Source organism: Polyangium jinanense (assembly GCF_028435365.1).
The window spans coordinates 16,328-36,680 of the sequence record NZ_JAGTJJ010000077.1 but is presented as its reverse complement, the minus strand read 5'-3'; the positions used below and the strand labels follow the sequence as shown (position 1 = coordinate 36,680).

18 protein-coding genes and 1 tRNA gene are annotated in these 20,353 nt (G+C 68.4%); 7 read left to right on the top strand and 12 right to left on the bottom strand.

All coding sequences use genetic code 11. The annotated features are described in order from the left end of the window. Positions 1 to 48: 48 nt before the first annotated feature. Both KEG57_RS49555 and KEG57_RS49550 read right to left on the bottom strand, forming a co-directional pair. Positions 49 to 1,461, bottom strand: a complete 1,413-nt coding sequence (locus KEG57_RS49555) for a serine/threonine-protein kinase (RefSeq protein ID WP_272427059.1) — start codon at positions 1,459 to 1,461, stop codon at positions 49 to 51. A 61-nt stretch (positions 1,462 to 1,522) separates the two neighbouring features. Continuing rightward, positions 1,523 to 2,140 (bottom strand): hypothetical protein, encoded by a 618-nt coding sequence (locus KEG57_RS49550; protein WP_272427060.1) that lies wholly within the window; start codon positions 2,138 to 2,140, stop codon positions 1,523 to 1,525. A gap of 147 nt (positions 2,141 to 2,287) precedes the next feature. On the opposite strand from KEG57_RS49550, the gene KEG57_RS49545 reads away from it, so the two are divergent. After that, positions 2,288 to 3,871 carry a hypothetical protein gene (locus KEG57_RS49545; protein WP_272427061.1) on the top strand — a complete coding sequence of 528 codons (1,584 nt, stop codon included), beginning with the start codon at positions 2,288 to 2,290 and terminating at the stop codon, positions 3,869 to 3,871. Further along, positions 3,868 to 4,401: a hypothetical protein gene (locus tag KEG57_RS49540; RefSeq protein WP_272427062.1), complete on the top strand. Its 534-nt coding sequence runs from the start codon at positions 3,868 to 3,870 to the stop codon at positions 4,399 to 4,401. Before KEG57_RS49545 ends, KEG57_RS49540 begins: the two co-directional genes overlap by 4 nt. A 220-nt stretch (positions 4,402 to 4,621) precedes the next feature. Here KEG57_RS49540 and KEG57_RS49535 read toward each other — a convergent pair whose 3' ends face one another. The 5 genes from KEG57_RS49535 to hutH form a co-directional block, all read right to left on the bottom strand. Continuing rightward, positions 4,622 to 5,557, bottom strand: coding sequence for a response regulator (locus KEG57_RS49535; RefSeq protein ID WP_272427063.1), 936 nt, complete (start codon positions 5,555 to 5,557; stop codon positions 4,622 to 4,624). Next, positions 5,554 to 6,933 carry a sensor histidine kinase gene (locus tag KEG57_RS49530; RefSeq protein WP_272427064.1) on the bottom strand — a complete coding sequence of 460 codons (1,380 nt, stop codon included), beginning with the start codon at positions 6,931 to 6,933 and terminating at the stop codon, positions 5,554 to 5,556. The genes KEG57_RS49535 and KEG57_RS49530 overlap by 4 nt, the downstream gene beginning before the upstream one ends. A 273-nt stretch (positions 6,934 to 7,206) precedes the next feature. Further along, positions 7,207 to 10,116, bottom strand: a complete 2,910-nt coding sequence (locus KEG57_RS49525) for a protein kinase domain-containing protein (protein ID WP_272427065.1) — start codon at positions 10,114 to 10,116, stop codon at positions 7,207 to 7,209. A gap of 68 nt (positions 10,117 to 10,184) precedes the next feature. Further along, positions 10,185 to 10,499 (bottom strand): hypothetical protein, encoded by a 315-nt coding sequence (locus KEG57_RS49520; protein ID WP_272427067.1) that lies wholly within the window; start codon positions 10,497 to 10,499, stop codon positions 10,185 to 10,187. An 88-nt stretch (positions 10,500 to 10,587) separates the two neighbouring features. Then, on the bottom strand, positions 10,588 to 12,144 hold the full coding sequence (gene hutH, locus KEG57_RS49515; RefSeq protein ID WP_272427068.1) for a histidine ammonia-lyase: 1,557 nt from the start codon (positions 12,142 to 12,144) through the stop codon (positions 10,588 to 10,590). 112 nt (positions 12,145 to 12,256) lie between these two features. Here hutH and KEG57_RS49510 point away from each other — a divergent pair, with 112 nt between their 5' ends. From KEG57_RS49510 to KEG57_RS49495, 4 genes are read left to right on the top strand one after another with little or no spacing between them, the layout of a single operon-like run. Then, positions 12,257 to 12,631: a hypothetical protein gene (locus KEG57_RS49510; protein WP_272427070.1), complete on the top strand. Its 375-nt coding sequence runs from the start codon at positions 12,257 to 12,259 to the stop codon at positions 12,629 to 12,631. 12 nt (positions 12,632 to 12,643) lie between these two features. Next, positions 12,644 to 13,147, top strand: coding sequence for an acyl-CoA carboxylase biotin carboxyl carrier protein subunit (locus KEG57_RS49505; RefSeq protein WP_272427071.1), 504 nt, complete (start codon positions 12,644 to 12,646; stop codon positions 13,145 to 13,147). Continuing rightward, on the top strand, positions 13,144 to 14,160 hold the full coding sequence (locus KEG57_RS49500; RefSeq protein WP_272427073.1) for a D-cysteine desulfhydrase family protein: 1,017 nt from the start codon (positions 13,144 to 13,146) through the stop codon (positions 14,158 to 14,160). Before KEG57_RS49505 ends, KEG57_RS49500 begins: the two co-directional genes overlap by 4 nt. A 37-nt stretch (positions 14,161 to 14,197) precedes the next feature. Next, entirely contained in the window at positions 14,198 to 14,884 is a 687-nt protein-coding gene (locus KEG57_RS49495) for a class I SAM-dependent methyltransferase (protein ID WP_272427075.1), read from the top strand. Between the two features lie 30 nt (positions 14,885 to 14,914). Here the strand turns inward: KEG57_RS49495 and KEG57_RS49490 are convergent, their stop codons facing one another. Then, positions 14,915 to 16,489 carry a L,D-transpeptidase gene (locus KEG57_RS49490; protein WP_272427077.1) on the bottom strand — a complete coding sequence of 525 codons (1,575 nt, stop codon included), beginning with the start codon at positions 16,487 to 16,489 and terminating at the stop codon, positions 14,915 to 14,917. Between the two features lie 129 nt (positions 16,490 to 16,618). Here KEG57_RS49490 and KEG57_RS49485 point away from each other — a divergent pair. Beyond that, positions 16,619 to 16,692, top strand: a tRNA-Arg gene (locus KEG57_RS49485). An 8-nt stretch (positions 16,693 to 16,700) separates the two neighbouring features. Here the strand turns inward: KEG57_RS49485 and KEG57_RS49480 are convergent. From KEG57_RS49480 to KEG57_RS49465, 4 genes are all read right to left on the bottom strand, one after another. Then, a complete protein-coding gene (locus tag KEG57_RS49480; RefSeq protein WP_272427078.1) occupies positions 16,701 to 18,191 on the bottom strand; it encodes an ATP-binding response regulator in 1,491 nt (496 codons plus the stop codon). Positions 18,192 to 18,447: 256 nt separating this feature from the next. Beyond that, positions 18,448 to 18,855: a hypothetical protein gene (locus KEG57_RS49475; RefSeq protein WP_136928624.1), complete on the bottom strand. Its 408-nt coding sequence runs from the start codon at positions 18,853 to 18,855 to the stop codon at positions 18,448 to 18,450. Continuing rightward, positions 18,852 to 19,358, bottom strand: a complete 507-nt coding sequence (locus tag KEG57_RS49470) for an ATP-binding protein (RefSeq protein WP_272427080.1) — start codon at positions 19,356 to 19,358, stop codon at positions 18,852 to 18,854. Before KEG57_RS49470 ends, KEG57_RS49475 begins: the two co-directional genes overlap by 4 nt. After that, complete coding sequence (locus KEG57_RS49465) at positions 19,355 to 20,344, bottom strand: PP2C family protein-serine/threonine phosphatase (protein ID WP_272427082.1); 990 nt, start codon at positions 20,342 to 20,344, stop codon at positions 19,355 to 19,357. Before KEG57_RS49465 ends, KEG57_RS49470 begins: the two co-directional genes overlap by 4 nt. Between the last annotated feature and the right edge of the window lie 9 nt (positions 20,345 to 20,353).

The window sequence follows — 20,353 nt, the reverse complement described above, 5'->3', positions numbered from 1 at the left end:
CCGAGGGCTACGGCCGGCCGCGAGGGCCGCGCGGGGGAAACGGGTTTGTCAGGGAGCCCCGCCCGCGACGATCGCGTGCGCGACGAATCCGAGGACGAACCCGACGCCGAGCGCGACGAGGCCAAATGCAAAGGCGGCGCGGCGCGGGACGGCGTCGGCCGGGATGACGACGGCCGGCGCGGGCCTCGAGGCATGCGGCATTTCGCCGAAGCTGACGCCGGGAGGACGGCCGAGCGGCGGGGCGATGGGCGGCGGCGCGGCGACGGTCGGCGCGACGGCCGGCGGCGTGATGATCACCTGCGGCGTGGCCGCATGCGGCGCGACCGCGGGAACGCCAAACGCGGGCGACGGACGGCGGAGGGCCGCCGGTGGGCCCGGGTCGGGAATGTCGGAGACGGCCGGCATCGGCACGGTGAGCGCAGGGGACGGGCGCTGCAGCGAGGCCGAAGGGCCGAGGCGCGAGGAGGCAGGAGGCGGAGCCGCGGCGGACGTGTTGTAGGGGAGCTGCGTGGGGGCCGAGCCGAGGAGCGAGGAGACGGGCGCCGCCTGCGTGGGCGCGTCGGTGTCGGAGCTTTGCGGGCGCGCGAGCGCGCGGGCCTCGGCGAGGTCCTTCAGCATGGGCTCGATGCCCTCGTATCGCTCGGCGGGCCTGCGCTTGACGGCGCGCATGACGATCGCGGAGAGGCGCTCGGCCACGAGGTCCTTGCGGGTGAGCGCGATGGGCGGGGCTTCGTCGCTGAGCTTCTGGCGCGCATAAGCGAGGTCGTCCTGCTCGCCGAAGACATTCCGGCCCGAGGCGGCGCGATAGAGGATCGCGCCGAGCGCGTAGACGTCGGCCGTACCGCTGACTTCGCGCGAGTTCAGGAATTGCTCGGGCGCCATGTACGGGATGGTGCCGACGGCCATGTCGGCGCGGGTGATGCCCGTGAGCGTCTCCTCTTTGCCGCGTTGGTCCTCGGCCGGATCGAGGAGGCGGGCGAGGCCGAAATCGATGAGCACGGCGCGGCGCTCGCCGCTCGGCAGGCGCCGCAGGATGACGTTCTCGGGTTTGACGTCGCGATGAATGATGCTGGCGCGGTGCAGGTCCGCGATGGCCCGCGCGACGCCCTCGCCGATGTCGAGGACCTCCTCGACGGAAAGCGTGCCCTGCTTTTCGAGCAGATCCGCGAGGGACAAGCCCTCGACGTACTCCATGACGAGCAGGAGGCCAAACTCGGGATCGGTCGTCTGTTCGATGACGCGCGAGACGTGGTCGCTCTCGATCTTGCCGAGGAGGAGCGCCTCGCGGCGGAAGCGCGTGACGAGGTGGGGATCACGCGCGGCGTCCGGCAAAAGGCGCTTGATCGCGACGAGCGCGCCCGAGACCTGCGCGCCGATCCACACCTCGCCCATACCGCCCTCGGCGATCTTGCGCGCGAGACGGTACTTGCCCCCAATAGTCGCCCCCGGGACGAAGTCCATCGGCCGCGATGCTAGCCGAGGTCGGGGGGGCAGCACGAGGAATCCGCGCTTTTTTCCGCCCCTAAGGACCTGGGTTGTAATCGACCGTCAGGGAAAACGTGTCGACGCTGTCGACGACACAACCACGGCGCAGACGAACGGTGAACGTGTAGAGGTTCGTCCCGCGCCGGTACTGCGTGGGATCGACGCCGAAGCGGACGATGCCCGTGCCGCACTCGTTCGCGGGGAGCACGAGCGGCGCCGTCGTGCAGATGGTCGCCTTGTGCGCCGGGGTGTCGCAGCGCTCGAGCTCGAGCGCGTAGCCGTCGCGCGGCTCGACGGGCACGCGGGACGCATACTCGGCGAACCACGTGACGCCGACAGCCTGGGAGATCTGGAAGTTCGGTTCCGGCGCGCTCACCCACGCAGCGCGCGCGAGCGGCTCGCCCTCGCCGAGGAGCGTACCGCACGGATCGTTCGGGTCGACAGCCGTGCCGGATTCGAGGTTCGGACGTTCGTCGCATGCGCCCGCGTCGGATCCTCCGTCCCGGCGATCGAAGTCATCCGATGCGCCGAGCGAGGCCCCATCGCCTTTCATCGCGTCGTCGTGATCTCCTCGTTCCTGACAACCCGCGGCGGCGAGGAGCAGCAAAAGCGCAGCTTGGGACAGCAGGAACGGCCGAAGCATCGTCGATTGCATGATGTCTTGCGGCCTCTGCAATCGAGATGCCCGAAAACGACGGGGACAGACGCGTACGTCGCGCGACTCCGGGCGTTGACGGGGCGGATGACCCTTCGATACTTTCGGGGGATGTTCGGCGCGGGATCCGCACGTTCGAGAATTCGGTTGGCAGCGCTGTTCGTGCTGGGCGCGTTGCCCTTTTCAGGTTGCGGCAGCGACGAACCCGCGGTGAAGCCCGGCGGGACGGGCGAGCCGCCGCCCGAGAATCCAAGGCTTTCGGGGACGCTTCTGTACGAGACCGTCGCGTACGACCGCGTGGCGGACGGGCTCGACTACACGAAGGTGGACCAGAAGCCGATCCGCGGCGCGCGCGTGGCGCTGCTCGACGCGGCGAACGAGACGCTCCTCGCGGAGACGACGTCCGACGCGATGGGCCGGTATGGCTTCGACTGGAAAGGCACGGCGCAGGTGAAGGTGTGGGTCTACGCCGAGACGATGGAGCCCTCCATCCTCGTCGTGGACAACACGGCGAGCGACGCGACGTACGTGCTGGAGAGCGCCGAGGTCGTGGCCGAGGAGCCGACGTCCCTCGACGTGGTGGCGACGACGGGGTGGACGGGGATTTCGTACGGCAAACCGCGGCTCGCGGCGCCGTTTTCGGTGCTCGACGCGGCCTACACGGCGGCGCGGCGGTTCCTCGACGAGACGACGCCGCCGCCGGTGTTCCCCAAGCTCGAGATCAACTGGAGCGTGGACAATCGGCCCGAGGACGGGCCCGTCTCGTCCGGCCAGATCGGGACGTCGCACTGGGACGGCGATCAGATCTACGTGCTCGGCAAGGAGAACGTGGACACGGACGAGTTCGACACGCACGTGCTGGTGCACGAGTGGGGGCACTCGTTCGAGGAGCACATCACGCGCTCGGATAGCTGGGGCGGGTCGCACGGGTTCGGCGACGTGCTCGATCCACGGCTCGCATTCAGCGAGGGGTTCTGCAACGCGCTCTCGGCGATGATCCTCGACCCGGACACGGTCTACACGGACTCGATGGGCCCCGGGCAGAAGGACGGGTTCTCGGAGGACATCGAGAAGAACGACACGAGCTCATCCGCGAAGCCCGGCTGGTACTCGGAGACGACGGTGCAGAACGTGGTGTTCGACGCGTACGACGGGTACGCCGAGGCGTTCGACGGCGTCGAGCTGAAGCTACAAGGCGTGTATGCGGTGATGATCGGCGATCTGAAGGCGACGCCGGCGATGACGACGCTGTTCCCCTTCGTCGCGGGGCTGAAGAGCGCGCATCCGGAGGCGGCGACGGCGATCGACGCGCTGGTCGGGCATCACGGGTCGGGCAGCTCGTTCGGGATCGATCCGGTGACGGACGCGTGGGGCACGGGCGAGACGCACGCGGCCGAGGATCCGGGGGCGCTGCCGGTGTTCGTGCCGGTCGCGGCGAACGAGTCGGTGACGTTGACGCTGATCGGCGGGCTCGATCAGGCGCTGCTCGGGCAAAACCGATTCCTGCGCGTGAAGGGCACGGGCGGGACGATGCAGGTGAGCTCGAGCGCGACGAGCGACGTGGATCTCTACGTGTACCTGCGGGGCAAGGAGCTCGACAGCGCGGCGTCGGAGAGCGGCGACGAGACGGTGTCGTTCTCCACGGCCGCAGGCGAGGACTACGTGGTCAACGTGCAAGGGTACGGAGAAATTTCGGGGCCGTACGAAGTGAAGATCGAGGTCCTGCCATGAAGAGAGGGAACGAGATGCGCGCGCTCTGGATGCTCGCTTGTGTCGTGGCCGCGTGCGGGACGGTCGAGCGGAAGGAGCCCGATCACGTCGGACCCGATACGCCGAGCGCCGCCGAGGCGAACGTCGACGAGGGAGGCGAGGTGCGGACGCAGAAGCCGGGCGCGCCCGTGAAGGTGGAAGGGAGGCTCGCGTCGTCGAGCGCGGTGCTGACGATCGACTTCGAGGAGTCCGCGAGCGAGGTGTCCGTGGAGGTGTGGGGCGTGGACGGGCTCGTCGTGACGAGCGCGAAGGAGCCGGTGCAGAACCGGGAGTTCGGCAGGGGCGAGAAGGCCTCCGTGGAGGTGTCGTTCACGGCGCCGGCGACGCGGGCCGATCTCGCAGTGCGGGTGCGCGGGACGTTCGATGGGCGGGTGCGCGAGCGGGTGCAGTCGTTCACGGTGAACGCGGAGGCGCCAAGCCTGACGCAGCCGCCGGGAGAGGTTCGTATGGGGCCGGATGGAAGGCCTGTGCGCGTGATGAGGCCGGAGTAGCGGCGCGGGTACAGGCGGTCCGGCGGAGGCGGGGGTCGAGGGTGGGCGCGGGCGGAGGCGGTCCGGCGTCGCTGGGGGTCGAGGCGCGGCGCGGGCGGAGGCGGTCCGGCGTCGCTGGGGGTCGATGTCGGCGCGACTACAGGGCGGTCCGGCGTCGCTGGGGGTCGAGGGGGAGCGCGGACAGGGGCGGTCTGTCAGAGGCGCTCATCGATCGGCGTCTTCATTCATCCCGCCCATGGTCGAAGGTCGCGGCGACGGCGCGCTGGTGGATCTCCTTCAGGACGGCGCTGCGATCCGAGCAATTGACAAGGGTCTCCAGGTCGCCTGGACCGAGGAGGAGGACGAGATTTTCCTCACGCGCCCGCGAACGAAGCTCCAGTCGAACCGTATCGGCGAAACCGCCGGCTGCGACGAAGAGGGCCACCCGGCACCGCTTGTAACGCCCCTCGAGCTTGCCGAGGAGATCCCTCACATCCTTCGTCCCCACGTGGCTCGACCAGTTCTTGCACTCGACGAGGATGTAGGGGCTCTCCTTTTGCCAGAGCGGGTCGGGCGCATTGTTCTGCACGAGGATGTCGAGCTCCTCGAGCTCGTTCTTCATGCGCGCGCGGAGACGCTGGAAGCCGGGAATCGTCTTGAGGAGCAGCTCCATGAGCTGCTCGAGGAGGAGCCCTTTTCTGTTGCGGTCTTTCTCTGCCTGGACGGCTTCCCACGTCGCGCGGATAGCTTTCTCCGTCTCCCCCTGATCGAGCGCGCCCAGCCATCGTTCGCGGACGGCCTCCATGGCGTTGCGGACCTTCACGCGGAGGAGCGCGGCGAAGACGGAGCGCTTTTCGAGGTAATCATATGCGCCATCCTTGAACGCGCGCTCGACCGCTTCGTTGGAGGCGTATGCAGTCACGAGGATGGCCTTCGCGCCAGGCGCGCGTATCCCCACCTCGGCGATGAGGTCGAGCCCGTCATCGCCTCCGCCAGGCCCGTCGAGCTTCTGGTCGACGAGGACGACGCTCCAGCCCGGTTCGTCGAGGCGCTCCAGGGCCTTCGTCCGGGTCGTGGCGCTCTCGACCTTGTACCCCCAGGCGGACAGGAGATCCTCGTACGTCTCCAGGAAGAGGTTGTCGTCGTCGATGATGAGGAGCCGTCCGCCGCCGTTCATGTCGACCTCGAAAACCGTAACGAAAACCGCGCGCCGCCGAGCGGACTCTCCGTGCACGTGACCGTACCACGCATCTCGCCCTCCACGACTTGCCGGACGAGCGCGAGGCCCTGTCCGCTCCCTCCCGACCGGGACGTGAAGCCGGGCTCGAAGACGACGCTCCGTTGCTCCTGGGGAACTCCGGAGCCATTGTCATCCACGTGGATCGATATGTGATCAGCGCCGACCTCAGTCGCGATCGACACCCTCCCGTCCACGACACCCGTGATCGCTTGTGCGGCATTCCGTAGCAAATTCGCCACGGCGAGGATGAAGCGCGCACGCGGCCCCATGAGGGTCGCACCCGAGGTATTGAACGCTTGCCGAAAGTTGCCGTTCAGCTCGCGAGAAAGGGCGGCGCAGGCATCACGCAAGGCGCTGTCGACGTCGAACGTGGAGGGCCCCTCGAGGCCCAGATTGGCGACCCGAAGCATCCCGTCGACGAAGTCGAGGGCTCGCTGGATGCCCGCCTCGATTCGCGCTCGTTGCCGGTGTCTCGGGCCGGTCGAATCACCGGAAACGAGATCGGATATCAGGGATGAAAACGTGACCTGGACGGGGATCAGCGCGTTCCGAATTTCGTGGGCGACCATGCGCGCCTGGAGCGCGGAGGCGGCAGCCGCGTTTTCTTGCGAAACACGTGCGGCATCGGGATGGATACGCTCCACGATCCCTGCCACTTCATCCCGTAGGAGCGCGTCTGCGAGGACCGCGAACGGCGTGGACCGTCGTTGCGCGATGTCGTCGAGGAGGGATCGGTGACGCTCAATGACCTCGTAGCCCCGAATGTAGGGCGACTCCAGGTCAGGATCGTCGTGGTACTTCAAGAGGCCGAGCGCGCCGAGACGGCGAACCGTGGCCCACGATATCTGCCATTCCTCGTGCGGCTCAGCGTCATCATCAACGGTCTCATGGCGCTCTGGGTTGTTCGAGAGCAGCGCGGCCAGCTCGGGCGACAAGCGCATGTCGTCCTCACGCCCCAGCGACTGTGCCGCCTCCAGGGCCAGCAACCAGCGGAGGGCATCGAGCCCCGGCGTCTCGAGGAGCGTTCGACCGCAACGAGAGAGCACGACGTTCTCACCGCGGCGCTGGACGAGCCTTGTCTCGAAAGCGTAGTCCGGTAGGAAGTGCCAGCGGTCGGCGATTCCCGCTATCGACTCGGCGTACAAGGCGCTCATGCCGGCGTCGTACAGCAGGTCGTCCTTGAACTTGGATCCCGTCGTCGGGATAGCCGCATTGCTGCTCCTTGCCCCCAACAGGATCCCGAAGCCGATGTCGATCAGAACCGCGAGCCGCTGACCTCGTGCATCGGGCTCGACCTCTTCGAGGATCGCCATGGCCAACGACTGGACGAGCGCTTCGAATCTTCGACCGGCCGTCCAGCGCTCCCAGATGCGCTCCGCGGCCGCAGGATCCCCGGCCCCTTGACGCTCAAGCGCCTCGAAGAGAAACCGCCGGTGCGCTCCGACGTCTATCTTCGTGTACGGCAGCCCCTCGGGCGCTCGCCCGACCCGCTCCAGGTAGCCGCGGAGCTGCTCCAGGAACCCCATGGAAGGGCTCCTAGACCCAGCGGATCGATGGCGTCAAGGCTGCGGGCAGACGAGCGAACGTCAGCGATACCCGTACTTGCCGACCATCTCCGCGACCTCTTGCGCGGTCGGCCTCGCGGCGGGGTCGGGGTCCATGCAGCGCTCGAAGAGGAGCGCAAGACCGCCCTGGAGGCCCTCCACGCGGCGCAGGCCCGTGGGGCGCGGGAGCGTTTGTCCCTGCATGCCGACGAAGATCGGCGGGACGTTGAAGGGGCGCTTGCCCGTGAGGATCTCGTAGGCGATGACGCCGAGGCTGAAGACGTCGGAGTGCGCCTTCCAGTGGCGTGAGCCCTGCGCGAGCTCCGGGCCCATGTAGGTCGGGGTGCCGACGAGGATGCCCGTGCGCGTGACCTCCTGCGGAGGCGGCGCGATGCTGCGGCGCGTGGACGGCGGCGTGTCGAGCTCGCGGGGCCGTTCGGAGGCGGGCGCGCGCTCCTGAACTTCGCCCGTGAGCGTGGAGATGCCGAAGTCGACGAGCTTGACCTGCGCATGGCCCTCGGCGTCGTCGGCGACCATGACGTTGCCCGGCTTGAGGTCGCGGTGGATGACGCCCTGCGCGTGCACGGCCGCAAGTCCCGCGGCCATCTGGCCGAGCACCGAGCAGCACCAGGCGACGTCGCGGTAGCGCTCTTTGCAGCGATGGAGCGGCTTGCCCTTGCAGAGCTCCATGACGAGGTAGAGCAAGCCCTCGGGCGTGACGTCGACGTCGGCGATCGAGGCGAGGTTCGGGTGGTCGAGGCGGGAGAGGATCTGCGCCTCGCGCACGAAGCGCGCCATCGCAAGCTTGTCGCTTCGGCTCGTGAGGACCTTCATGGCGAAGCGGCGCGTGTCGCGGACGCGCTCGACTTCGTAGACGACGCCCATCGCGCCCTGCCCGAGCTCCTCGATGACGCGGTAGCGCTCGGCGATGAGGGCACCGACCGCGAAGCTCGGCGCGGCGGTGACGAGATCGTCCTCGTCGACGTCGACGTCGGTGCGGAGCGAGGAGAGAAGGCTCGACGTGTGCTGCTGGATCTTGCGGCGGAGCTCCTCGTTGAGGACCTCGACCTCGGTCTTCTTGGCCTCGATGGTGCGGATCTTCTGCTGCACGTCGCGGCGCATCTGGTCGAGGCCACGCGCGAGGTCCGCGAACTCGCTCTTCTCGTCGACGGGGATCGGGGTCTTGATGTCGCCCGAGGCGAGGCGCGCGGCGGCTTCGAGGAGCGCGGCTTGTTCGGCGATGCGCTTCTGGTGGAGCGAGCTTTCGAGCTCGGCCCGGACGGCGCGCGTGGAGACGATGTTGATGGAGAGTTTTTCGCCAAGGGCGTTGAGGAGCGAGAGGTCGGCGGCGTCGAAGTGGCGGCGTGATTCGTCGCTCTCCAGGTAGAGGACGCCGAGGAGCTCGTCGCGGACGAGGAGCGGCGCAGCCATGGCGCTGCGGCGCGTGTCTTCGATGCGCTTCCACACGCGCGCCTCGCGGCGCAGGCGGACCTGCTCGACGAGGTCGTCGAGGTTCGAGGCGAAGCCAGCGATGACGGAGGCGAGCGGGATCTCCACGCCGCCAGCCTCGCGGCCCGCAGCGACTTCGAGTTCGGCGCCCGCGACCGCGCCGCCCTCGGGCGTGACGAAGAGGAGCGCGGCGCGCGCGCCGAGGAGGCGGACGATCTCGTCGAGCGCGACGCGGGCCTGGCCGCCACGATCGAGGACCTGCGCCGAGGCGAGGCTGAGCTCGAGGACACGCGAGTAGCGGCCCATGCGCTCGTGCACCTCGACGAAGCGGCGCGCGAGGATGATGCCGAGCGAGAGGGCAAAGGCGAACGTGCCGACGTGCCCGAACGAGACGTGATCACGCGGGACGAGGCCGATCGCCTGGAGCACGTCGTGCGAGACCGCCGTGGCGGCCAGGATGAACCCGGCCGTGAAGATGCGCGCGTCGAGGTTGCCGCGCGTCGCGTTGAGGATCGCGCGGGCCGTCATCAGCGCGATCGTGATGAGCAGGAGGATCTGAAACGGGAGGAGCGTGCGCAGGACGGGGACGAGCCCAAGCGCGACGACGAGCGCCGAGCCGAGGAAGTACGCGCCATGGACCCACTGCAAGCCGCGGAGCAAGCGGAAGCGGCCCGGGCCGAAGACGTGCTCGAAGTACGAGGCGAAGAAGAGCGGCGTGAGGTAGAGGCTCGCGAGCTCGACGTGGATCCAGAACAGCGGCGCGTCGAGGAGCAGGCCCCGGATGGGCACGGCCGCGGGGAGGTAGATCCCGAGCGAGAGCGCGAGCAGGCCGTAGGCGAGGTTCGATTTGTCGCGACGCTCCGAGAGGAAGAGGCCGAGGACGAAGAGGCCCACGGACACGAGGAGGATGCCCATCGCGAGCGTGGGCAGGTCGTCGCGGACGGCTTCGAGCGCGAGGTCGGCACGCGAGCCGAGCAGGACCTCGCCGTAGGGACCGATGTTGACGTGATCGGAGTAGACGCGAAGCGCGAGGGTCTTGCCCGCGAAGTTCGATCCGAGCGGGATGAAGTGCGTCTTGTAGCCCTGGAAGCGGAGCGCGCCGTTCCCCTCGAACGAGCCGAACCGGTAGACGAGCGCGCCGTCGACGTACGCCTCGACGAGCTGATCGACGCCCTGGAGGTAGAGGACGGGCTCGCGCTCGGCAGCGCCGACGAGGCGCGTGCGCATCCAGAGGAAGTGCTCGCCGCCGCGGCCCTCGGGCACGGTCTTCGGCGGCAAGGCGCGCCATCCGTCGTTCACGGTGGGCGTGGCCCAGACGGGCGCGCCCGTGGGATCACGCGGCGAGTCGCCCCAGCGGTACTCCCACGCGCCCTGATACGCGTGGGCAAACGCCTCGGGGGTGACAGGGGCAGGCACGTCCGCGCGCGTGATCGGCGAGGCCGAGAGCATCGCGAGGGCGAGCGTTCCGGCAACCACGGTGCGCCGGAGCCGCGAACGGGGCATCGCTTGATCTTGGTCCAGGGGTACCTCGGGGAAGCTGCGAGGATATCAGAGCTCGCGCCGCGGCGAGCTCACCGCGCGCTCGCCTTCTTCTTCCCCTCACCCACGGCCTTGCCCGCGATGCGCGCGCGGGCCGCGTGCATGAGCGGCTCGGCAGGCGTCAACGCGTCGACGAGGTCGCCCGCACGGAGCGCCGCCTCCTCGGCCCGCTTCCACGCGGCCGACGCGCCGATCGTGTTCGGCCCGCTCCGCTGCGCGAGCTCGAGCGCCGATGCAAGGTCCCGGCCGACACGCTCGATGCGCTGGAGCTCGGCGCGGCCCGCCCCGGAAAGTTTGGCGGCCGCATACATTGCCCGCACGATGCCGATGAGGTCGCGCACGGCCACCGCGGGAAAGGGATCTTCACGCCCGGAGATCACCTGAACGAATGTATCGGATTCGTATCGAAATGGCGAGCCGGCGCGTTTTCAGGGGTCACCGGAGAGAGCCGGTGACCTCTTCCACGGCGCGGCAGAGGGCGCCCGAAAGGACGATGTCGCGGACGGCGGCAATGTCGCGATAGAGGGGGCGGTCCTCGTCGAGCGTGGGGGAGACGGAGCGGACGGCCGCGTGCGCTCGCTCGACGGCGGCCGAGGAGCGGAGGGGACGGCGCTGATCGATGCCCTGGGCGGCCGTGAGGATCTCGATCGCGAGCGAGGTGCGGACGTTCTCGATGACCTGGGCGAGCTTGCGGGCGCTGACGCTGCCCATGCTGACGTGATCCTCACGGCCGGCGCTCGAAGGGATCGAGTCGACGCTGGCCGGATGGCAGAGGACCTTGTTCTCGCTGACGAGCGAGGCGCTCGCGACCTGCGCGATCATGAAGCCGGAGTGCAGGCCGCTCTGCGGCGCGAGGAACGGGGTGAGGCCACTCGAGAGCGCGGGGTTGACGAGCTGCTCGACGCGGCGCTCGCTGATGTTCGCGAGCTCGGCCGCAGCCATCGCCGCGAGGTCGAGCGCGAGCGCGAGCGGCTGGCCGTGGAAGTTGCCGCCCGAGAGGAGATCGGCGCCGCCGTCGTCCCGGAGGAAGATGGTGGGGTTGTCGGTGACGCTGTTGATCTCACGGGTGAGGACGTCGGCAGCCCAGCCGAGGGCGTCACGCGAGGCGCCGTGGACCTGCGGCATGCAGCGGAGCGAGTAGGCGTCCTGCACGCGCGGACAGTCGGCGTGGCTCTGCATGATCTCGCTGTCGTCGAGCATCGCGCGGAGGTTCGCGGCACACGCGGCCTGGCCCGGGTGCGGGCGGACGGCCATGAGGCGCTCGTCGAAGGGGCGCTTCGAGCCCTTGTTCGCTTCGAGGCTCATCGCGCCGGCAACGTCGGCGATCGTGCAGAGGGCGAGCGCGTCACGCACGGCGAGCGCGCCGAGGGCGGCCATGTACTGCGTGCCGTTGATGAGCGCGAGGCCCTCCTTCGCCGCGAGGACCACGGGGCGGAGCTCGGCGCGCGCGAGAGCTTCCGCGCTCGTCATGCGCTCGCCGCGGAAGGAGGCCTCGCCTTCGCCCATGAGCGTGAGCGCGAGGTGCGCGAGCGGCGCGAGGTCGCCCGAAGCGCCAACCGATCCTTGCGAGGGGATGCGCGGCGCGACGCCGGCGTTGAGCATGGCGAGGAGAAGATCGACGACCTCGGCGCGGACGCCGGAGTAGCCGAGCGCGACGACCTGCGCGCGCAAAACCATCATGGCGCGGACCTCAGGCTCGCCGAGATCCGGTCCGACGCCGGTCGCGTGGCTGCGCACGAGGTTCTTCTGCAAGGCGATGACGTCGCGCTCGGCGATACGCGTCTCGGCGAGCGCGCCGAAGCCCGTGTTGATGCCGTACACGGCGGGCGCGGAGTCGCCGGCCTCCGCGATGGCGTCGACGGCGCGGCGCGAGGCGATGATGCGAGCGCGGGCCTCGGGGCAAAGGGCAACGGGGCGGCCGCGACGGCTCACGTCCTCGAGATCGGCGAGGGTGATCGGGCGCCCAACGAGAAGAGGCGAAAGGGTGTGCACGGGCGCCACGTTAGTACATCCCCAGCCGCGTGCCTCCGCGCGGACGCACGCCGCGGGAGGACGGGCGAAAGCGGCTTTGACGGTCGGGGGCGATCGCCTAAGCTCCCGCCCCATGCAAACCCTACGTTGGTCCCTCACGGCGCTCGCGCTGGGGCTCGTCGCGTGTGCCGGCTCCGCAGCCGAGGGGCCGGGGTCGACCGAGCCCGGCGCGATCCAGTCCGCTCCGAACGAGCCGCCGCCTCCTGCCGCGGAAGGCCCGATCACCTGCGGCCTGCCCGCGCCCGTGGTGAGCGAGGACCCGTGTACGAAGGACGCCGAGTGCGCGCCCGCGGAGCCTTGCCATGCGCACGCCTGTGTCGCCGTCGCCCACGCGAAGCCGCGCACGCCCGACACGGTCTGCTCCACGATGCTCGATTGCAAGAGCGTCGACGCGAACCCCTGCGTATGTCACGAGGGCCGCTGCGCCCTCGTGCCGAAGCCCAACTGATCCACGAATCTCATGCGGTACTTCGTCAAATTCCCTTCCGGTCGCGAGGTCCCCGTCGATCTGACCGTGCTGCCCTCGGGCGAGATCCGCGCCGAGGTCGAGGGTCGCTCGTTCGCGATCGACGCCTACGACCACCAAGGCGCGGTGCACCTCGACATCGGCGGGCGTTCGGTCGAGCTCTGGATGGAGGGCACGCCGCCCGAGGTCGGTGTCGTCGCGTCGTCGCGGCGGTTTTACGCGCGCGTCGAGAACGAACGGCTGCGCGCGCTCTCGAGCGTGCAGGGCGGCAAGAGCGGCGGCGGCGAGGGGCTCGTCAGGTCGCCGATGCCCGGCCGCGTGCTCAAGGTGCTCGTGGCCGAGGGCGACGAGATCCACGCAGGGCGGCCGCTCGTCGTGGTCGAAGCGATGAAGATGGAGAACGAGCTCGCGTCCACGCGCGACGGTCGGGTGAAGAAGGTCTACGTGACCGCTGGCGCGACCGTCGAGGGGGGTGCCAAGCTCGTCGAGATCGAATGAGTCTTCGAAAGCGCCTTCCGCTCGCTCACCTGCCAACCCCCCTCCAGCGCCCGCGAAGGCTCGCCGTCGCGACAGGCATCGACCTCTGGGTCAAACGCGACGACATGACCGGGGGCGCCGAGGCGGGCAACAAGATCCGCAAGCTCGAGCTCCTGCTCGGTGAGGCCCTCTCGCTCGAGTGCGATACGGTCGTCACCTGCGGCGGGCTGCAATCGAACCACGCCCGCGCGACCGCGCTCGCGGCCGCCTCGCTCGGCCTGCGCGCGGTGCTCTTTTTGAGGACGAACGATCCCTCGCTCGATCCGTCCCGCGCGCCGCTCGAAGGCAACGTGCTGATCGATCGCCTCGCCGGTGCGGAGATCCGGCTCATCACGCCCGAGCAGTACCGGGATCGGGATCGCATCCTGGACGAGGCCGCCGAGGAGCTGCGGTCCGAGGGGCAGAAGCCCTACGTGATCCCCGAGGGAGGATCGAACGGGCTCGGCGCGCTCGGGTACGTCGAGGCTATGGGCGAGGTGCGGCGGCAGCTCGATCTCGGGCTCGGCGGGGGCAAGCCGTTCGACGCGGTCGTGGTCGCGTGTGGTTCGGGCGGCACGGCGGCGGGCGCGGCGCTCGGCGCGGCGTTCCACGGCGTGGCGAAGGAGGTCGTGGCCGTGGCGGTCTGCGACGACGCACCCACGTTCCAGGCACGGATCGAGGGCATCGTGCGGGAAGCGCGTTCGCTCGATCCGCGTCTGCCCGAGCCCGCGCGCGTGACGGTCGACGACGCCCACAAGGGGCCGGCCTACGCGGTGAGCACGCCCGAGCAGCGCCGGCTCATCGCGAGCGTGGCGGGGTTGTCCGGGATGGTGCTCGACCCGGTCTACACGGGCAAGGCGTTCTCGGCGCTGATGGACCTCGCGGGTGCGGGCGGGCCGCTCGCCGGCAAGCGGATCCTGTTCGTGCACACGGGCGGGCTGCCGGGGCTCCTGGCGCAAGGAGCGACGTTCCAGGACGCGCTCGGTCTGGACTGAGCGACCCGTTTCACCTCCAACGAAGAGAGGCCGACCGATGCTACCGCGTGTCCTCGAACCCGAGGTCATGGACACCCCCGAGGAGGCCCGTGACTACGACGCCATGGATCACGCCGCGGTGAATCGCGCGTTCTGCGAGGACATGCTCGCCGTCCGCCCGACCCCGGGGCGCGTGCTCGACGTCGGCACGGGCACGGCGCGGATCCCGATCGAGCTCTGCTCGCTCTCGCCGAACGCCGAGGTCGTGGCCATCGACCTCGCCGAGCACATGCTCGCGCTCGCCCGAGAGAACATCGAGCGTGCGGGCCTCGGCTCGCGCGTGACCGTCGCGAAGATCGACGCGAAGGCCCTGCCCTACCCCGACGGCGCCTTCGGCGTCGTCCTCTCGAACTCGATCGTCCACCACATCCCCGAGCCCGCAGAGGTCCTCGCCGAGATGTGGCGCGTGACCTCCCGGGGCGGCCTGCTCTTCGTGCGTGACCTTTACCGCCCCGAGGCCGAAGCCGAGATCGATCGGCTCGTCGCGCTCTACAGCGGCGAGCGTCCAGCCGATCCCGCGGCCGCGCTCTCCTTTGATCACCAACGATCCCTCTTCCACGCCTCGCTTGCCGCGGCGCTCACGGTGGACGAGATCGTCGCGTTCGTGGCGCCGCTCGGGATCCCCGCGTCGGCCGTGCGGATGACGAGCGATCGGCACTGGACGCTCTCCGCCGTCAAACCCTGACGACGAAGAGCGCCCTGCGCGCTCGGTTTTTCAGGGGTGGATGTGCACCACGGTTCCCTCGCCCGTGGGTTCGCTCGCCTGCACGCCGTGCCAGTCCGTGGGCAGCGGCGGATCGGTCCACATGAAGACGCGGCGCGCGTCGATCGGCGAGAGGTTGATGCAGCCGTGGCTCCGAGGCTTTCCGTACTCGTCGTGCCACGGCGCCGCGTGAAGCGCGTAGCCCGCCTCGAAGTACTGCACCCACGGCACGTCGCGCAGCTCGAACTTGTTGCCGACCTCGTGCGAGTCCATCGTGGTCGTGACGTGCTTCTCGCGGATCTTGAAGGTGCCGCGCACGGTCGAGTACGTCTTCTTGGGATCGCCGAGCCCGTCGCGGCCCGTCGCCACCGCCGTCGCGTAGACCGGCTTCGTGCCCTCGTACAGGATGAGGATCTGGCTCAGGATCGAGATGTCGATCCACTTCTTCGTCTTCGCCGCGAAGCTCGGGAGCTCCGACGGTTTGACCGCGATCGCCACGTCGCTGTCCTTGATCCACGTGCCGTCCTTGGCCTCGACGAGGCGCGTCTCGCCGATGCGCATGCTCTTGCCCGTGAGCTGGATGGGCGTGTGGAACGCGAGCTTGCCCGTCTTCTCGAGCGAGCGCTTGCTCGTGTCGTACTTGTACGCATCCGGCACGCGCACGAACGCAAGCGGCAGCTCCCAGCCCTTGCGCATGTCGACGCCGTGGAACGTCGATCCGCGCGCAGGCTTGAGCTTCGACGTCGGCACGAGGCGCGCGTCCGTGGTCATCGCGAAGCGTCGATCGTTGTCGCCGACGAAGGTGCCGATGAGCGCGAGCCCCGCATGCCGCGCGACGCGGTTCGTGATGATCGCGTAGTCGGGGACCTTGAACGACGAGATGTTCGGGATCTTGCGGCCGCCCTGGAAAAACCAGGGGATCGCGTCGTTGCCGTCGCCGCCGTAGAGCTCCTGATCCGAGAGGTCCGGCGGCTCGCTCGGCGGCTCGCCGATCGCGTTGCCCTCGGCGTCGAGCGGTACGTCGTTCGCGCCGACCTCGATCGCATCCCACTTCTTCTGGAGGCGCTTGTAGCTGCGGAGGTGCTCCTTGAGCCGCATCTCGTACTGGAACTGCTCGGCCTTCGTCGCAGGCCGGTAGTAGTTCGGCGCGATCGCTCGTACGAACGAGTACGGATACGGCATCGGCTTCGAGAGGTCCGGCCGCTTCGTCAGCGCCCGCAAGATCGGGTGCTTCATGTCGATCGACGCGCTGCCCTCGGCGCAGATGTAGCCGGCCGGCAGGACGCGGTAATACCCGCCCTGGCAGTCGTCGAACGCGGCGGGTTTCTCCCCCCGCACCGCGGTCGCGCCCGCGCGCAGGTAGCCGATCTTCGGCGACCTGCGATCAGGCTTGAGATAGATGGGCGCCGCCATCTCCACGGCGCCGATGCGGGGGCCGCCCTCCTTGGGGACCGTCGCCGGATCGGCCGCAACCTGCTCCGCAGGCGCGGACAAGCTGACGATGCCCTCAGGAGAGCCCTTGCCCTTGCACCCGGCGAGCGCGAGCACACCGAGGGCCAGGAGGGAGAGCCGCTTGCGTGCGTCCATGGGGCCCGGATGCCGGATGTCGGCCAAGAGGGCCAAGTTTTGAGGTCGCACCGGAACGACACTCGAAGGGCTTGCGCAGGGGCAAACTTCCCGCTAGGTTGCTGGCCCCCGCGTCCGAAAACGCGGCGTGCGCCACTAGCTCAGCTGGATAGAGCGTCGGCCTCCGGAGCCGAAGGCCAGTGGTTCGAATCCACTGTGGCGCGCAGCGTTATCACCGCATCTCGTTCATCGCCGCGAGGAGTGCGTCGGTGCTGACCGGCTTGACGAGGTGGTGCGCGAAGCCCGCCTCGCTTGCGTGCTTCCGGTCCTCCTCCTGCCCGTACCCCGTCACCGCGAGCAGGCGTGGCGCCCGCGTCCCGAGACGCTCGCGGATCCGCGCGGCGAGCTCGTAGCCGTCCATCACGGGCAGCCCGATGTCGAGCACCGCGATGTCCGGCGCGAACGACTCGAGCATCGAAAGCGCTTGCGGCCCGTCGAAGGCCACGGCCACGGGCCAGCCCTGCGCGCGGATCACGTCCGCGAGCAACGTCGCCGCGTCCTCGTTGTCGTCGACGACGAGCACGCGATGCGCGGGGAGCGCCGCCGCGGGTCCGTTCACCTCCTCGATCGCGGGCAGCGACGCGCGATCGAGCCCGGGCAATCGCACCTCGATCGTGCTTCCGTGACCTGCGCCGTCGCTGTGCGCCGAGACCTCTCCGCCGTGCAGCGACACCAGGCTCTTCACGAGCGTGAGACCGATGCCGAGCCCGCCCGCGCTGCGCTCGATGCTCTGCGCGCCTTGCACGAATGGCTCGAACACCCGCGCGAGCAGCTCCGGGCTCATCCCCACGCCCGTGTCGCGCACCGTGGCCACGATCGTACCGCCACGCCGCTCGGCCGAGACCTCGACGACCCCGCCGGGATCGGTGTACTTCGCCGCGTTCGTGAAGAGGTTCGCGAAGACCTGCGCGAGCCTGTCGGGATCCGCGTACACCGCGAGCCCGGTTCTCGGCACGGTCACGGTCACGTGGTGGCGACGTTTTTCGAGCAGCGGACTCGCCATCTCGAGCGCGCGCGTGATGATCGGTTCGAGCTCGGTGGATCGCTTCGCGAGTGAAATGAGCCCACGCGCGACGCGCGAGACGTCGAGCAGATCGTCGACCATCCGGCCGAGGTGATGCACTTGCCGCTCGATCACCTGCTCTGGACGGCCGAGCGCTCCGCCGCTGCGCATGCGGATGAGCTCGAGGGCCGTGACCATCGGGGCGAGCGGGTTGCGGAGCTCGTGCCCGAGCATCGCCAGAAACCCGTCCTTCGCGCGGTTGGCGGACTCGGCCTGGCTACGCAGCGCCTCCTCGCGCGTGCTCAATTCTTCGGCTCGTCGCCGCGCGACGCGCTCGCTCTCGTGGGCCTTGCGCAGGTGCGCAATGGCCACGTTGCGCTCGTTCGTGAGCCAGCTGATGAGCACACCCATCAGGAGAAACACGACGAGGCTCGTGACCTTTTCAACCGGGCCACCTACGGGCGTGAAATCGTATCGAAGGAAAAACCAGGCAACGCTGGAACCGCCGACGAGCGTGGTGAGCATTCCGGCACGGAATCCTCCATACCAGCCGCTCAGCACCACGGCGGGGAACATCGTGATGAACGGAACCTCATTACCGACGATCGGCGTCAGCAATAAGCGCGAGCCCAGCCCGAGCCCGGCTGAAAGCAGCGCCACCGCGTAACGTTTCCACACCGTACGTGCCGATGGCGCGTCCGAGCGGTCCAATGCCGTACCTCTGAGCTCCACGATGTTCAGGCGGTCGGAACGAACGTACTACGGATCTCGCGTCCGCGCGATTCTGGAGGAACGGCGGCCTGGCACGAGCAAAGATGCGACGTGAGATGGATGGAATGGAAATCCGTTTGAACAGAAACGGATGACGGGGAGGCGGGCGGGACGCGGCGTATCGAGCGATCGGTCGGTCAGGCGGTCAGGGCGCTTTGACGTCCTCGAAGTTCGTCCTCGCGGCAATGTGCTCCTCGCTCAGGTTGAGCAGGATGGGCAGCGTTTCGCATTGCCAGTCGTCGTCGGCAATACGACGCACGGTGACGCGGCCGGGGACGAGGTTGTAGACCGCGTCGACGATATCCATGATGACGTAGAACCCGTTCGAGTTGCAGAAGCGCATCTTGACGAAGTCCATCGTCGTCTCGGTGACGGACTGCCGGGGGAGGACCTTCGCGAGCTCCTCGAGGTACGTGTGGAGGTAGCGGTAGGGGTTGTCCACCCGGATGACGCCCTCGAACGTCAGGATCAGGTGATGATCATCGAGCTTCGCGACCGAGTGGAACACGCTCAGGCCGCCGTCCATGATTTCACCGTAGGTGAGGACCTTCATGCGAAACCTCTCATCGGGAATAGCGCTTTGACAACGAGGAACCCCTGCTCGTACTCGGCCGTGAGCTTGAACTTGCTCTCCGCAGTGAGCCGCATGAGGCCGAGGCCTCCCTTCGCCTTGTCGATACGCCGGCGATAGACCGTATCCGCGAGGAGCTTCCTCGGGTCCTCGGCGTTGGCGATGATGGTGAAGCGATCGCTCACGGCTTTGAACTCGTCTTCCGTGGCCGGATTCGCCACGGTGATCATGAGCTCATCACCGTCGATCTTGAGGTCGACGCGCAATGCGCCGTCGCGGATCGAGCAGTGCTCCATCACGTTGGTGACCAGCTCGATGACGACCACGTTCGCCTTCGAGCAGATCTGCCGCGGGTAAAACATCCCCAAAAGGTCGAAGAGAAAGTTCCCGAGCAGGCCTGCCACGTCTCCGGCCACGTGATCGAGCGGCGCGATGGAAATCGACGCTCCGACGGCCGTCTGCGTCCGGTTGCCCCCGGCGCTCATTTAGCGCACCTTCGCATGATGAGGAGCGTGATGTCGTCGATGTCCTCGGCCCTGAAGGACGTGTAGTCGTCCACACATCTCTTCAGGATATCCTGGACGGGTTCTTCGCTATGCCGCGCGATGATGTCGTTGAGACGTTGCACGGTATAACCCTTTCCCTCTGCATCTAAAGCCTCGACCATACCATCCGTGTACAGCGCCAGGACGTCTCCCTGCTCGAACGGCAGCTCGAACTCACGGAATGGCTTGGTCCTCAAACCGATGTAATTGCCCACCCTATTGAACGTTCGCTGCATCCCGTGCCGGACCAGGAGCCCATATCCGCCACCAGAAACGTACCGGATGAACCGATCGCTGAAGACCACGAAGTTCACCGTGGCATACCGCCTCACTCCGCGGAGGAAGGCATACGATGCTCGGTTCACCCAATCCACGATCGCGCTCGGGCTGTCGGAACGCCGTGTCGCATTCTCGATCTGTGCCTTCAAGAAGGACATGATGAGCGCCGACGATACCCCGTGACCGGAGATGTCGAACACGCTGACCGCAAAGCGTTCCCCGGGTAGCTGGGAAAAGTCGTAGTAGTCTCCTCCAACCTCCGCGAGCTGCTTGTGGTAAATGGCGATTTCCAGCTCCGCGGAGAGCATCGACGGGTCTGGCAAGAGCGCCTGCTGGATCCCTCGGGCGACCTCGAGGTCCTCGCTCACGATCCGGTTCTGAAGCTCGAGCTCGTTCTCGATGCGCGTCGCGTGCTCGAGCGTGAGCTCGTGCACAACGGACATCTCGTCGATGTCGGCCCGAACACGCTCGCATTGCTCGACCAGGCCCCGACAGCGAGCAAGGAGCTCGAGAGCCCCACCCTCGCGCGCGAGCAAAGCCTTGCAAGCAGCGTCGTCCGATAGGAGCGCCTTGACGGCTTCGAGATCCGTCTGCTCCGACCGACCTTCGTCCACCGGATCCGACGAGTTGTCCTTCGATGCGGTCATCGTTCGAAG

Excerpts from the sequence above, each read along its gene's own strand:
- KEG57_RS49555 (WP_272427059.1), bottom strand. The coding sequence starts at position 1,461 with ATGGACTTCGTCCCGGGGGCGACTATTGGGGGCAAGTACCGTCTCGCG.
- KEG57_RS49550 (WP_272427060.1), bottom strand. The coding sequence starts at position 2,140 with ATGCAATCGACGATGCTTCGGCCGTTCCTGCTGTCCCAAGCTGCGCTT.
- KEG57_RS49540 (WP_272427062.1), top strand. The coding sequence starts at position 3,868 with ATGAAGAGAGGGAACGAGATGCGCGCGCTCTGGATGCTCGCTTGTGTC.
- KEG57_RS49535 (WP_272427063.1), bottom strand. The coding sequence starts at position 5,557 with ATGAACGGCGGCGGACGGCTCCTCATCATCGACGACGACAACCTCTTC.
- KEG57_RS49530 (WP_272427064.1), bottom strand. The coding sequence starts at position 6,933 with ATGGCGATCCTCGAAGAGGTCGAGCCCGATGCACGAGGTCAGCGGCTC.
- KEG57_RS49525 (WP_272427065.1), bottom strand. The coding sequence starts at position 10,116 with ATGCCCCGTTCGCGGCTCCGGCGCACCGTGGTTGCCGGAACGCTCGCC.
- KEG57_RS49510 (WP_272427070.1), top strand. The coding sequence starts at position 12,257 with ATGCAAACCCTACGTTGGTCCCTCACGGCGCTCGCGCTGGGGCTCGTC.
- KEG57_RS49505 (WP_272427071.1), top strand. The coding sequence starts at position 12,644 with ATGCGGTACTTCGTCAAATTCCCTTCCGGTCGCGAGGTCCCCGTCGAT.
- KEG57_RS49500 (WP_272427073.1), top strand. The coding sequence starts at position 13,144 with ATGAGTCTTCGAAAGCGCCTTCCGCTCGCTCACCTGCCAACCCCCCTC.
- KEG57_RS49495 (WP_272427075.1), top strand. The coding sequence starts at position 14,198 with ATGCTACCGCGTGTCCTCGAACCCGAGGTCATGGACACCCCCGAGGAG.
- KEG57_RS49490 (WP_272427077.1), bottom strand. The coding sequence starts at position 16,489 with ATGGACGCACGCAAGCGGCTCTCCCTCCTGGCCCTCGGTGTGCTCGCG.
- KEG57_RS49475 (WP_136928624.1), bottom strand. The coding sequence starts at position 18,855 with ATGAAGGTCCTCACCTACGGTGAAATCATGGACGGCGGCCTGAGCGTG.
- KEG57_RS49470 (WP_272427080.1), bottom strand. The coding sequence starts at position 19,358 with ATGAGCGCCGGGGGCAACCGGACGCAGACGGCCGTCGGAGCGTCGATT.
- KEG57_RS49465 (WP_272427082.1), bottom strand. The coding sequence starts at position 20,344 with ATGACCGCATCGAAGGACAACTCGTCGGATCCGGTGGACGAAGGTCGG.